At 40.1% G+C, this 13,330-nt stretch carries 11 protein-coding genes; 1 reads left to right on the forward strand and 10 read right to left on the reverse strand.

The features are described from left to right. Nucleotides 1-26: 26 nt before the first annotated feature. The 8 genes from ACU5DF_RS12125 to ACU5DF_RS12160 all read right to left on the reverse strand — a co-directional run bounded on the left by ACU5DF_RS12125 (nucleotide 27) and on the right by ACU5DF_RS12160 (nucleotide 10,660). A complete protein-coding gene (locus ACU5DF_RS12125; RefSeq protein ID WP_446713048.1) occupies nucleotides 27-1,376 on the reverse strand; it encodes a BatD family protein in 1,350 nt (449 codons plus the stop codon). Further along, the gene (locus ACU5DF_RS12130; protein ID WP_446713049.1) at nucleotides 1,376-3,091 is read right to left on the reverse strand and encodes a VWA domain-containing protein; all 1,716 of its coding nucleotides are present in this window, start codon (nucleotides 3,089-3,091) and stop codon (nucleotides 1,376-1,378) included. The genes ACU5DF_RS12125 and ACU5DF_RS12130 overlap by 1 nt, the downstream gene beginning before the upstream one ends. Next, on the reverse strand, nucleotides 3,084-4,157 hold the full coding sequence (locus tag ACU5DF_RS12135; protein WP_446713050.1) for a vWA domain-containing protein: 1,074 nt from the start codon (nucleotides 4,155-4,157) through the stop codon (nucleotides 3,084-3,086). Before ACU5DF_RS12135 ends, ACU5DF_RS12130 begins: the two co-directional genes overlap by 8 nt. Further along, on the reverse strand, nucleotides 4,147-4,671 hold the full coding sequence (locus tag ACU5DF_RS12140; protein ID WP_446713051.1) for a DUF4381 domain-containing protein: 525 nt from the start codon (nucleotides 4,669-4,671) through the stop codon (nucleotides 4,147-4,149). The genes ACU5DF_RS12135 and ACU5DF_RS12140 overlap by 11 nt, the downstream gene beginning before the upstream one ends. Next, a complete protein-coding gene (locus ACU5DF_RS12145; RefSeq protein WP_446713052.1) occupies nucleotides 4,668-5,606 on the reverse strand; it encodes a DUF58 domain-containing protein in 939 nt (312 codons plus the stop codon). The genes ACU5DF_RS12140 and ACU5DF_RS12145 overlap by 4 nt, the downstream gene beginning before the upstream one ends. 8 nt (nucleotides 5,607-5,614) lie before the next feature. Continuing rightward, nucleotides 5,615-6,607, reverse strand: coding sequence for an AAA family ATPase (locus ACU5DF_RS12150; protein WP_446713053.1), 993 nt, complete (start codon nucleotides 6,605-6,607; stop codon nucleotides 5,615-5,617). Between the two features lie 97 nt (nucleotides 6,608-6,704). Further along, complete coding sequence (locus tag ACU5DF_RS12155) at nucleotides 6,705-8,951, reverse strand: tetratricopeptide repeat protein (protein ID WP_446713054.1); 2,247 nt, start codon at nucleotides 8,949-8,951, stop codon at nucleotides 6,705-6,707. 161 nt (nucleotides 8,952-9,112) lie between these two features. Continuing rightward, nucleotides 9,113-10,660 (reverse strand): arylsulfatase, encoded by a 1,548-nt coding sequence (locus ACU5DF_RS12160; protein WP_446713055.1) that lies wholly within the window; start codon nucleotides 10,658-10,660, stop codon nucleotides 9,113-9,115. A gap of 312 nt (nucleotides 10,661-10,972) precedes the next feature. Here ACU5DF_RS12160 and ACU5DF_RS12165 point away from each other — a divergent pair, with 312 nt between their 5' ends. Continuing rightward, nucleotides 10,973-12,544: an arylsulfatase gene (locus ACU5DF_RS12165; RefSeq protein ID WP_446713056.1), complete on the forward strand. Its 1,572-nt coding sequence runs from the start codon at nucleotides 10,973-10,975 to the stop codon at nucleotides 12,542-12,544. 78 nt (nucleotides 12,545-12,622) lie between these two features. Here the strand turns inward: ACU5DF_RS12165 and ACU5DF_RS12170 are convergent, their stop codons facing one another. Next, entirely contained in the window at nucleotides 12,623-12,898 is a 276-nt protein-coding gene (locus ACU5DF_RS12170) for a nitrogen fixation protein NifW (RefSeq protein WP_446713057.1), read from the reverse strand. Nucleotides 12,899-12,906: 8 nt separating this feature from the next. Then, nucleotides 12,907-13,251 carry a hypothetical protein gene (locus ACU5DF_RS12175; RefSeq protein WP_446713058.1) on the reverse strand — a complete coding sequence of 115 codons (345 nt, stop codon included), beginning with the start codon at nucleotides 13,249-13,251 and terminating at the stop codon, nucleotides 12,907-12,909. Between the last annotated feature and the right edge of the window lie 79 nt (nucleotides 13,252-13,330).

The following is a 13,330-nucleotide window of genomic DNA, read 5'->3' on the forward strand; positions in this document are numbered from 1 at the left end:
ATATAACTCAAAACTCGACACAACCTTTACTCTTTCCTTTTGTGTTGATTCTCTTGGTTTTTTACATATTTTCTTCGTAACTGATTGAACTGAGGAAATACCGCTTTTGGCTTCCACATTAATAAAAGAGAAGATAATCCATTTATCGGAGAAGATATTCTTTTCCATAAACGAGAGGATAACTTTTTAGTGATGTCTCTTGTTTGAAACATAGACGCATCTTGTTGCCAATCACTGGTCGAATCGCAATGTTTTAACTCCAAGGTTTTATTCTTCATTCTCAACGTTCGATAAAGAAGCACCCTAACTGTACCCCACTCTTTTTTATTTACGGCTTTCGAATACATAAACCAAGCAGGCAATGGGTGGGTTTGATAATAACGAACCATTTTAATCACGGTAAACAAAGCAACAATGGCACTGATCATCAATATGACTAACCATTGCCAATATTGGTGCAACCAAGAACTCATCGTATGGGAGATAGAAAACGATTGACCATCAAGCGTAATGGTTTTTAATTCTTGGGCATCGGTATCCCACCAGGTTAAGTTAATGGCTGGGAACGCTACCTCACCCCCGTTTTGAAGTACATAGACAACGGACTCTTTTCGTTCTGACAAATAATCACCACGAGTCTGTGAATCATCTAATTGATTCGGTTGTGAGTACGTTTGATAATTCGCTGTCGATGTTTGCTTAATTAATTCAGGGATCAACATAGCTAATGTATCAGAACCCTTGATGGTGATGGTACGAGTAATCGCATCACCCGCTTTTAAGTCATCATTTGACTTATCCCACTCTTGTTCAACTGAAAAATCACGACCGGACACCCACTCAGAATCATCATTCAATAAACCTGATGGCATAATGGCGGTAAACCGTTGTGGTTCTGTATATAAAACACCAGAAACATTCCCCGAATTTTCTCGTGAAACTTGTACCTTAACAGCGGTTGGTGGGACTACAAAATGGCCTTCAACTTGTGGGTATAATGTCACCTCCCAACGTTGATGAGTCCAAGTGACTCCATTGCGCCTTTCTGTAAAATTCGTGGCTAATTGATTACGCTGTTTGGCTACTACATTCTGAATTTCTATAGGAGCGATCCGAGTACCTCCGGTAAACCACCTTGGCGTAACAACTTCTATATATAAAATGATTTGCTGATTTACGGCATAAGTTGGCGCTTTCTTACCCTTGTTTTCTTTAGCGTTATTTGGATCACTTAGCCACGTTTTTATCGTTACTTGATTGGATTTATCGAGTGTTTCAACTGTACTGGCTCTAGAACCAAAACTCATCACCATTAATATAACAGCGACAAAAATGCAAAAGTGTATGACTCGACGTTTATCGTTATTTTGAGACATTATTTACCTTCTCCACTATTCTCTGACCCAGAAACCGATGATTGAGAACCAGACGACTGGGCTCGGAGTTGAAGCTGAAATTTCGCGCGTAAGAAATACTTAGGGTCAGCCTCTACACGACGTAACCATTTATCAGCAAGTTCTTGGCTTCCTAAAATTTCATTCGCATTTAGTTTCTCTTCTTTCATTAATGCAGAATCAACCTTTTCATCAGCACCATCCCCCGTTTTAGGCTTATCATCTCCTAATTCAAAAGACTCTTCAGGCCCATCAGTACTGCCTTTCTGACTTTCACTCATTCGATTCACTTCATCTACAATGCCTTGCATGATCGATAAATTGTTTTCTACTTTTTCTTTCAATTCACTTTCAAGATCTCTTTCTAGCAATAACTGATAAACATCACGAGCAGCAAGATACTCTCTTTGTCTTGCCAACGAATTCGCCGCATTAAAAATACCTAGATTGGTTTTTACTTGTAGAAAAGCACTGTGAGCCAATTTATATTCGCCGGCATAATAATAAGCGATGCCTTTTTTTAATGGATCTTGATAATGTTTTGCCGCCATCAAATACTCGAATTTATCAAAATACCATTGCCCTTGTTGATCTGGCGTTAACCATAAATCCATCCACCATTGCGTCGTTCTATCCCATGCGGTCACTTCTTTTACTGGTTCATTCGTTTTGGCTTTTAGACTGACCGTTTCAGCATAAGTTGGAGTCGAATAAAAGCTAGGAAAAACAATCAATGCCACCAAACACCATTTTACTAACCAGCCTTTTCTAAACCATGACAACATTAAGAGAGATACGGGAAATAAAAGAAAATATCCCATGTCTTTCCACGGCATTGCCGATTCATTATTTAGCTGCATATGGCGTTCTATTTTACTGTTTAGCGTCTTAATATCACTATCATCAATCGTCACTTCGACCACACTACCATTACTTTTACTGGCTAATGATTTAAGCGATGAGAGATCCATCGGGTTGTCACTGGCTCTGTCACCATTGCCCGCCGCCAATACTAATAATTGATGTCGGCTTTTCTCAAAGTAACTCTTAAATGCATCAGTCGTTGCTGGGTTAACACCGTCAGTAATTAACAGTACTGTTCCCACACTTTCAGCACCCAATTGCGGTTCAATCAGAGGCAGCGCCGTTTCTGCATTTTTACCTTCTACAGGCATAATATCGGGTTGAATTGCAGCTAGAAATGGTGCGAATACCGAATCATCTTTAGTTAATGGCATGGCTAAATGTGCTGAGCCAGAAAAGACGACTAACCCTGTTTTACCACCTTGTCGTTGCTTGATTAAATCTCGTATTTTTTGCTTTGAACGCTCTAACCGGTTTGGCGCAAGATCTTTTTGTAACATCGATTCAGTGTTATCTAAAACGATCAATAACGCTGCTTTATCTTCACCAAATGGAGACGCTTCACGCTGCCAAGTTGGACCTGCACACACGATAATAGCGACAAACATAGAAACACCTAACAACTTTAATGGCAGCTGCTTTTTCCATCCCGCATCATTAATGGTTAACGCGCTACGTAAATGTTTTGGTAACTGTTCTTGCCACTCATTTTTTGAATCTTGCTTCCAACGCAAATAAATCACAATGCCGAACGGAATTAAGACCAGCAGCCATAAAGGTCGAATGAAGTGAAACTGATCAGCAATTTGCTGCAACATCAGAGAATCAAACATGCTTTTCCCCCGGTTTAACATGACGCTTAATCGTCGCAAAGCCAAAAGCAAATAAATACATCATGACGATCAACATTATTGGGTATTGATGAATTGACTGCTTTGGTCGATAAGTAGTGCTTTCATACAATTGAGGCTCTAATTCACCAATCGCTTCATAAGCTTGCTCTAATTCATCACGATTAATGGCTTGAAACGCTTTCCCACCAGAGGCTTCTGCAACTCGGTTGATCACATCCATATCTAATGCTTGTTCACCAACGGTTCTGGGATCACCCATTGCTATCATATGAATACGAACATTTTTAGCCGCTGCAACTTTAGCTGCATCAATCGGTTCGACATAGCTGCCAGTATCATTACCGTCCGTTAAAACAATGGCCACTTTCTCTCTTGGTTTTTCAACAGAGTCATTCTGTGAACTGTCTTTGTTTATCTCGTCTTCTGATGAACTTTGCTCAAAGACTTTAATTGCCAACCCTATTGCATCACCCAAATGGGTACTTTGTCCTGCCATTGCCACGTCAGTTTGATTCAATAGCTCTAACCACACTTTTTGATCTGCCGTAAATGGGGTTTGCACAAACGCAGCATCCCCAAACAGAATTAATCCTAAGCGGTCACCTTTTCGAGTTTTAACAAAATCGACCAACACTTCTTTTGTTGCTTCTAAACGAGATATCTTTTGAATAGATCCTTTGTCTGAAGAGGCTTTAGAGACAAAATCTTGCTCTGCCATCGAGCCAGATAAATCCACCACAACCATCACATCTCGCCCTAAGCTTTCACGAGTTTGAGGTTCTCCTAAAATAGTTGGTTTAGTCAGTGCAAAAATTAATAAACACCATGAAATAATCAAAAATGTTTTTTGCCAATAACTCGCACGTAATTGACTTGCTCCTTCAGATGGAGATTCATCTAATGCTTTTACTAACACATCAAAAAAAGGCACTTTAATTGCAGATTGACGTGTACGATAAGCCGGTATTAACCAGTAAATAATAATCGGTAATGGCAACATCCATAACCAATATGGATTCGCTAGTTCCAGTTGATTAAACTGCATGTGCGCCTCCAGTTTGCTCTAATGTCGGTACGACATGACTCGTTAACCATTGTTGACACAAAGTCATTAACTCATTGAGTTGTTGCTCTGACAACGCATATTGCTGCTGCATTAACGAACGTATCCATTGTTGCCCAAGCTCGCCATTAAAATCACAAACACTATTGGGTGAATAAGAATCTAATGCGATAAGAAAATCGTCTTTAAAGAGTGTCGCATTCTTTGCGTTAATATGCGTAAGTACCGCCTTCATGACTTCAAATATCTCATAACTTAACGATGGATTATTCACAGAACTCGACAGTAAATTTAATAAGGATCTTGCTTCTCGACGATAGCGATTTTCCCACCATTTTTTAGTCGACTTAGCGATATAATAAATAGCAAAAACAAAAAGAAGTATTGCGACAATTTTCCAACCTATCGTCTGAGGAAACCAACTCACATGATCGGGAACAGTCACTTCGCTCATTTTTCTAAGCATATAACTGCTTGGCGGCTCATGAATACTCATCGTCTGCCTCCTATCGCCCGTTTAAGTTGTTCGATATGATGCCCTGACGTATCCGCTTCAATAAGAGGAAGGCCCTTGGCTGCCATCAACTGAATTAATTGTTCTTTCTTTAAATCTTGATAGTCAGTTAACCCTTTATTAGCCAAATCAAATTTCTTTGCATCACTAAGGTTAATTTGAAATGCACCATCACCCACAACCCATGAGCTGCTTTGTGATGGAAAATTGGACTCGAAAGGATCAGAGATTAATACCCCTAATACATCATTGTGTTTTTGAAGGTGTTTTAAGTGAGTTATCTCATCAGAAGTAACGCCATGCCAATCACTTAGGATAACAATTGTTGCTTCTTTAAGCTTTAATCGACCTAATAGCGTCACAAACTGTGAAAAACCAACATCATCAACGTCTTTACTTTCGACGTCTAAAGACTGATTAATACTAGATAACAATTTTAATCGATGGAGTAAATCACCTTGAGATCGTTTTGGCGTTAACCAATGCATTTTCTCGCTTGAACTGATGACAAAACCAACACGATCACTGTCTTGCAAAATACGCCACGCAGTGAGTGCTGCCAATTCAGCGGCAACAACCGACTTCATTGTCTCTACCGATGAAAAATACATAGTGCTACGTTGATCAACACAGATAATAAAATTGCGGTCTTTTTCTTCAGTGTACGATCTAACATGAGGTTTACCCGTTCGCATCGTCACCTTCCAGTCAAGGTTGCGAATATCATCCCCGAGTTGGTAATGCCTTAACTCCTCAAAATTTAAACCTCGTCCACGAAAAATAGATGAATGACGACCAGACAGCGCGGTGCCTGATTTTAAATTCGGTAATAAACTGAACGATCTCGCTTGAGATTGCAGTTTTACTAATTGGCTATATTCACAATGAATACGTGTGTCGGTGCTTTTTTCGTTCATAAAAAGCCCTACCCAATAACAACATGATCCAACAATTCATTGATGACTTGCTCTTGCGTCACGCCATCAGCTAAAGCGTCATAACTCAACGTTATACGGTGCCCCAACACTGAATGTGCCATTGCTCGAATATCATCTGGTTCTACATAATCTCGACCTTGCAACCATGCATACGCACGTGCGCATTTATCAAGTGAAATGGATGCTCTAGGGCTCGATCCAATTTCTATCCAACGAGACAGGTTTGACTCAGAATAACGCTCAGGTTTACGTGTCGCCATAACCAAAGCAACGATATAACGCTCACTGATCTCAGACACTTCGATTTGAGATAATTCAGAACGCGCTTGCATCACTACAGAAGGATCAAGTTGAATAGTCGTTTCTATTTCAAGGTTATCTTCTGTCTGTTTTTGTGGTGACTCTTCTCCACGAACAAGACGAATAATATCTAATTCAGCATCATCATCTGGATAATCAACCGACACTTTCATGATAAATCGGTCCATTTGCGCTTCTGGTAACGGATAGGTTCCTTCTTGCTCTACTGGGTTTTGTGTTGCAAGCACCATAAATAATTCAGGCAGCGCATGAGTTTGATCGCCAACGGTTATCGTGCCTTCTGCCATCGCTTCTAATAATGCGGCTTGTACTTTAGCTGGCGCTCGGTTGATTTCATCCGCTAAAACGATACTGTTAAAAATGGGCCCCGGTTGAAAATGCAACTGCGGTTTGCCATTTTGCTCTTGGTATACTTCTGTACCCGTCACATCAGATGGCAATAGATCTGGCGTAAATTGAATACGCCCAAACGAGGTATGTAAATTATCAGCCAACGATTTAACCGAACGCGTTTTTGCGGTGCCTGGCAACCCCTCTAATAAAACATGCCCTTGAGTTAATAACCCAATAACCAGTGAACGCACGACATGGGATTGACCAATCACCGACTTCTCTACCTGAGAGATAAGCGATGTAATAGCCTGCTGAGTTTGATTCATGTTTTCTCCTTACGTTCACAAGTTAGACCAATAGATACTAAAATTTAGCTTTTACTATTCTAGTTAAGTCCATCATAACTATTGGTTATAGTGCTCATTAATAAAGCCGTTTTTTAAGTTCATTGATCACATTTTTAGGGGCATATTGTTCAAGTTGCGTAATACAGGATCGCGCTTGTAATGATTTCGCTTTTAACAGTTGATCACACTGTGCAAATAAATGCTGAGGGTTGCCACTTAAACTAAAAGCCCTTGCCAGAGCATCCGCTCCTTGGTTCAGGTTAATACCTTCAAGTGATAAACCATATACATACCAATATTGTGCATTTTGAGGTTCCACCACTGTCGCTTGTTCAAAGTAGTTTGATGCCTCTGTTTTTTTTCCTAAGCGTAATAATGCTAATCCTGCGCTGTAACGTAATGCACCAGATTTAGGTTGTGCTTTTATCCCTTGTTGCATCAAGGAAAGACCTTTCACTTCATCGCCTTGGGAACGGTATAAATCCGCAAGATTTACGTAGCTATTCACAAAATACGGTTCAATATTTATTGCATCTAGATACGCTTTTTCTGCTTTTTTAACATCACCTTGCGCTCGATAAACATTACCTAAATTGGTACGTCCAAATCCTCTATCGGCATTAAATAGTTGAATATTGATGTATTCATTTAATGCCGGTGTTAATTGCTCGCGTTGCAATGGATTCCATTCCGGCCAATACGCCGCTAATGCTCCAGCCGCTTCAGCACGAATACCCAACACACTATCTGTTAATAACGGCGATAATATTTGCCAACGATCATGAGATGAATACCCTGCTGAACCTTGAATTGCCCCTAAACGAATTAATTCATCATCATGTTTTACCGCTCGCCCTAATGCCACTAAGGTATTCTTACTTGGAAATGCGCTTAAACGCTGCAATGCAGACCCACGAATAATCCCAGATTGCTTCGCATCTTGCGCTGTATATGAAAGCGCATCACCTGCTCCACGATAATTAATGTCTGAGGCATAAAATGCGACAGCAAAATGCTGTTGATTTCGATAAGGGGAATCAGGGAACCATTCGCCGACTTTTTTATCTGCCCACACATCGTCCTTCTCTTCATGACATTGCGTACACACATTAGGAGTGCCGATATTTTTACTTAAATCAGGCCTTGGGATTTGCCAACTGTGATCTCGTCTTGCGTCTACACCCATGTACGTCGTTTCTGGCATATGGCAAGTGGTACATTGCGATGCTTCAGTATTGGCTTCATGAAAGGTGTGTTTTTCTGGTGTATATTCTGATGCAATATGGCATTGGCTACACACGGCTTGCTCTGGAATGTCTAATTTGGTTGAATGCGGGTTATGGCAATTAGTACAAGTTACGCCCTTTTCTGCCATTTTTGATTGCATAAAAGAACCGTATACATAATCTTCATCGTAGATCTGACCATCATTATGGTACAAATCAGAAGTAATCAAACTTGGTAAATAACTGTCTAAGAGCGAACCCTTTACGTGCGCTTGTTCTTCATTAATTTGAACTCGACGGCTATGACACTGCGCACACACCGCCACTTGATCTGTTGGCTCAATGTCTTTAGGTTGAAGCGTTGAATGGCCTTCTTTAAAAACCCACTCTTTGACTGACTTACTTAAATTACGCTCAAAACCATAGTGGGGATTTGTATTTTCTGTTTGGTCTTCACTCCAAGTAATATGCTCACTTGCTGGACCATGGCAGGCTTCACAACCAACATTAATTTCAAACCAACTGGTGTTATAGGTATCAGTCTTCGCGTCGTAATTCTTCTTTACATCCGTTGAGTGACAATCAGCACACATAAAGTTCCAATTTTGCCCTGAATTAGCCCAATAGAACTCGTCCGTTTTTTCCATCTCAGGATAAAGGTGATACCAACGTTGCCCCCCCTCTTTTTCACTACGCGAATCCCAAGCAAATGGAATTAGCTGAATGCGTCCATCTTCAAATTCGACCATGTATTGCTGCAATGGTTCGAACCCAAAAGTATAGCTAATTTTGTAATCATGGAACTTACCATCAGGTCCTTCAATATTGACCCAATATTCATCCCTTTTTTTAAAAAAACGGTTTGGTTTTCCTTTAAATTCAAAAATCGCATCATTGAAGTCACCAAACACGCTGTCTTTATCTGCGTGTTTCATTGCCATTTCATGATCAGATCCTTTCCAAGCTTCAGTTTCTTCTTTATGACAATCAATACATGCATCACTACCAACAAAGGCGGCAGAAAACACATTTGATGAAAATGTCATCATACTCATCCATACAACGAAAAATCCATAAACGATTTTTTTACTGCTCATATACATCCTTGTATTTATACATTTTTCATCTCTAATTCTAAAGATAACAATACAGTAGATATAGAGTATATTTACTGATTCTTCCATTAGGATTCATGAATATGTGAATACTATTAGAAATAAAAAAGGGCTCCGAAGAGCCCTAGTATTGTCTTTTTTCACTATTTATTGTGCGGTTGTTGTAGTTTTTCCATAACTTGATCCAAACTGAAACTTGCCGCTTTTTGTCGAGGAGGAAATTCTTCAAATGTAGCGAGGAAATTCCCTACGTATGCTTGAGCAGGTACAAACATATAGGCACGATCTAGTAACCAATCATAATAGGTGTTTGACGTTACATCAGCGACTTCGTATGGGTCCATACGTAGATTAAACAATTTAGGCAGGCGTAAGATAACTAGAGGTTCAGCCCAAATAGCTAAAGTACCTTTCGCTCGCTGCTCCATGAATACCGCTTTCCACTGGTTATAACGAAGCGCTGCTAAATCACCATCATCAGTAAAGTAGAAAATTTCTTCACGACGGCCTTTTTCTTCATCACCCGTTAAGTAAGGTAAAAAGTTGTAACCATCAAGATGATTTTTGAAACTCTTATTACCTAACTTAGTTCCTTTTTTAAGCTCATCTTTAATTTTGTCATTACCAGCTGCTGCTACAAATGTTGGCAACCAGTCCATGTGATGCATGATCTCATTGGATACGACACCCGGTTCAATTTTACCCGGCCAACGAACCATGGCAGGAACTCGATATGCCCCTTCCCAGTTAGTATTTTTCTCACTACGGAATGGGGTTGTACCGGCATCAGGCCATGTATTCAAGTGTGGCCCATTATCAGTAGAATAGAACACAATAGTATTGTCTTCGACGCCTAATTTATCAACAGCTTTCAATAGTTCGCCCACGTGATTATCGTGTTCAACCATACCATCAGCGTAGTTACTAATCCCTGTTGAACCTTGAAGTTCAGGCTTCACATGTGTTCTAAAGTGCATACGCGTTGCACTCCACCACACAAAGAATGGCTTGTCAGCTTTCACTGCTCGTCCCATGAAGTCAATCGCAGCAGACGCGGTTTCATCGTCCACCGTTTCCATGCGTTTACGAGTTAATGGGCCTGTATCTTCAATCTTGCCATCAGCATAAGAATGAATTACACCACGAGGGCCATATTTTTTAAGAAATTCAGGATCTTTAGGGTAATCAATATTTTCTGGTTCTTCTTCCGCATTAAGATGGTAAAGGTTACCGAAAAACTCATCAAAACCATGATTAGTTGGTAACATCTCATCTTTATCACCAAGATGATTTTTACCAAATTGACCTGTCATATAACCCATTGGTTTTAGCACTTCCGCAATGGTTGCATCTTCTGGCTGTAAACCAATGTCAGAACCAGGAAGCCCGACCTTACTTAGACCTGTACGAAGAACACTTTGTCCGGTAATAAATGTTGAACGACCAGCAGTACACGATTGCTCACCATAATAATCAGTAAACATCATCCCTTCTTTGGCAATAGAATCGATATTCGGTGTTTTATACCCCATCAGACCGAAAGTATAAGCACTGATATTTGATTGGCCGATATCATCGCCCCAAATAACCAAGATATTCGGTTTTTCTGCCGCAAGTGTATAACCTGAAGCTCCCATCAATACGGCACTAAGAATACTTAACCTGCGTTTTGTTCCTTGTTTCAACGTCATATAACCTCCTGTTTATGTATAAGCAGTTACGATTAAATATATAGTATATAAAACAACCACAATCTAATTTCATTTGTATTTTTTGTGCGCAGCAATGCCAATTGTTTCTATTCCTTTTAAGCTTACGATATCAAATATATATCGTATTTCTGATCAGCATCTCAATTCGCCACAGATAGGGTTAGAGTTATAGCGATTTAAATACAATAACTTACATAGAAAATAACCATTGGTTATAACCGCTATAAAGCGACGAATCAGTACTCCTCATTTAAAGTACAAGCAACTAATCGCAACTAATTGGAGTTCTTCATGGGACATAATTTAAGTAAAATTGCTGTTGGTGTTGGTCTACTTGCCACTTCTGGCACAGTGATGGCCGCATCTCAACCAAACATACTCGCTATTTTTGGCGATGATGTGGGTTACTGGAATATCAGCGCGTATAACCAAGGCATGATGGGTTACGAGACCCCAAACATTGACCGAATTGCAAACGAAGGTGCCCTTTTTACTGACCACTATGGCCAACAATCGTGTACTGCTGGTCGTGCAGCCTTCATTACAGGTCAAGAACCTTTCCGTACCGGTCTCTTAACCATTGGTATGCCGGGTTCTGATCATGGTATTCCAGATTGGGCTCCTACTATTACTGACCTTTTAAAAGAACAAGGCTACATGACCGCTCAATTTGGTAAAAACCACCTAGGCGATCAAGATAAACACCTGCCAACAGCTCATGGTTTTGATGAGTTTTTCGGAAATCTTTATCATTTAAACGCAGAAGAAGAGCCTGAAACGTATTACTACCCTAAAGATCCTGAATTCCGTAAAAACTACGGCCCTCGTGGTGTGATTAAGTCGTATGCCGATGGTAAGATCGAAGATACAGGCCCAATGACCCGTAAACGAATGGAACATGCCGATGAGGAGTTCTTAGATTCTTCATTAGCGTTTATGGAAAAAGCAGTTAAAGCGGATAAGCCTTTCTTTATCTGGCATAACACCACCCGTATGCACGTTTGGACTCGTCTACAAGAGAAATACCAAGGTGCATCAGGCATCAGTATTTATGCTGATGGTATGCTTGAACACGATGATCACGTAGGTATTTTACTGGATAAACTAGACGACTTAGGTGTAGCAGATAACACCATCGTTATCTACTCAACCGATAATGGCGCAGAAACAGCTACATGGCCAGATGGCGGTGCAACTCCGTTCTATGGTGAAAAAGGGACGACATGGGAAGGCGGTATGCGTGTTCCACAACTTGTACGCTGGCCTGGCACAATCAAGCCTGGAACTAAGATCAATGAAATGATGGCGCACCAAGATTGGCTGCCAACGCTACTTGATGCTGCAGGTGTTCCTAATGTGAAAGAAAAACTGGCTAAAGGCTATAAAGCCAATGGCAAAGAGTTCAAGGTTCATATTGATGGTTATGACTTCAAACCATTATTTGAAGGCAAAACAGATAAAGGGCCTCGTGAATCCCTGCTTTACTTCACTGCAAATGGTGAGTTAAACGCAGTTCGCTGGCAGGATTGGAAATTAAACTTTGCAGTGATGGAAGGTAATATTTCTAACGCGGTTCGTCTAGAACCAAACTGGCCTCAAATCATTCATTTACGTGCAGACCCATTTGAAAAAGCACCACACGAATCTGGTATGTATCTACGCTGGATGGCAGATAACATGTGGCTATTCGTACCGATGCAAGATGTATTAGGAGAGTTCTTTAACACTCTACCTGACTACCCAATGCAGTCTGGCCAATTAATGAACCCTGCAGCTATAAGCTCTCAATCTCTTCAAATGAAAGCAAAGATGCAGCAATTGGATAAACTCCAACAACAAATGAACAGCTTAAACGTGAAGTAATTTATTTTAAAGCTAATAAACCAAAAGCCCTCAATGTTGATCATTGAGGGCTTTTTCTATTCATACTATTTGTTAGAGCTAACGCCGAATACACGTAGTACAACCACTGCACGCTGAACGAGTATGGGGATCTAATCGCCCTCTTTGGATCTTACAATATGCATTTTTAATAGCACGACGAGCAGAAAACCAATCATCAGGTTTAGCAAGCAGTAAATAGCCATTACATCGTTTCATTAATGGCACTCGATATTCATCAATAAATTTACTGTCAAAGCCAATATCAAAATGCTCAAGAAGCTGCTCTACTGAAGTAAAACTAGCAATGATTTTTTGGATTTCAGCTTGGCTCATCGTAAATACTAATGCTTAAACGTATTCATTTCAGTGGCACTTGTTGCGGTAAGATCGCCAGCAGGGTTTAATAAATGCGGTAAGATCTTAGGTAAATTTAACGTAATGTCTTTATTTTCAACTGCATAAATAACTTCGTTATACCAACCTAATAACCCCATTGATGCATAGCCAATTGCATCATTGTCTTCACGGTGCTCAATGATGATTTGTAGAAAACGCAAAATCGCTTTGTCATTTGATCCAGCTTGCTCACGAGTCGAGTGAAAGATCTTAGTCGCTTCAACAACTAATCCTTCATATTCAGTTTCAACAGAAACTTGAAAAGAACCACCATCAACAGAAATTTTCATAAGATTTATTGCCAATTCATTATTCTAATAAAGACGCATAATATCGAATAAATATCACCTTGTCGTTAGTCGCAATACA

Source organism: Aliivibrio wodanis (assembly GCF_052920805.1).

Excerpts from the sequence above, each read along its gene's own strand:
- ACU5DF_RS12165 (WP_446713056.1), top strand. The coding sequence starts at position 10,973 with ATGGGACATAATTTAAGTAAAATTGCTGTTGGTGTTGGTCTACTTGCC.
- ACU5DF_RS12150 (WP_446713053.1), bottom strand. The coding sequence starts at position 6,607 with ATGAATCAAACTCAGCAGGCTATTACATCGCTTATCTCTCAGGTAGAG.
- ACU5DF_RS12140 (WP_446713051.1), bottom strand. The coding sequence starts at position 4,671 with ATGAGTATTCATGAGCCGCCAAGCAGTTATATGCTTAGAAAAATGAGC.
- ACU5DF_RS12130 (WP_446713049.1), bottom strand. The coding sequence starts at position 3,091 with ATGTTTGATTCTCTGATGTTGCAGCAAATTGCTGATCAGTTTCACTTC.
- ACU5DF_RS12160 (WP_446713055.1), bottom strand. The coding sequence starts at position 10,660 with ATGACGTTGAAACAAGGAACAAAACGCAGGTTAAGTATTCTTAGTGCC.
- ACU5DF_RS12170 (WP_446713057.1), bottom strand. The coding sequence starts at position 12,898 with ATGAGCCAAGCTGAAATCCAAAAAATCATTGCTAGTTTTACTTCAGTA.
- ACU5DF_RS12175 (WP_446713058.1), bottom strand. The coding sequence starts at position 13,251 with ATGAAAATTTCTGTTGATGGTGGTTCTTTTCAAGTTTCTGTTGAAACT.
- ACU5DF_RS12145 (WP_446713052.1), bottom strand. The coding sequence starts at position 5,606 with ATGAACGAAAAAAGCACCGACACACGTATTCATTGTGAATATAGCCAA.
- ACU5DF_RS12155 (WP_446713054.1), bottom strand. The coding sequence starts at position 8,951 with ATGAGCAGTAAAAAAATCGTTTATGGATTTTTCGTTGTATGGATGAGT.
- ACU5DF_RS12135 (WP_446713050.1), bottom strand. The coding sequence starts at position 4,157 with ATGCAGTTTAATCAACTGGAACTAGCGAATCCATATTGGTTATGGATG.
- ACU5DF_RS12125 (WP_446713048.1), bottom strand. The coding sequence starts at position 1,376 with ATGTCTCAAAATAACGATAAACGTCGAGTCATACACTTTTGCATTTTT.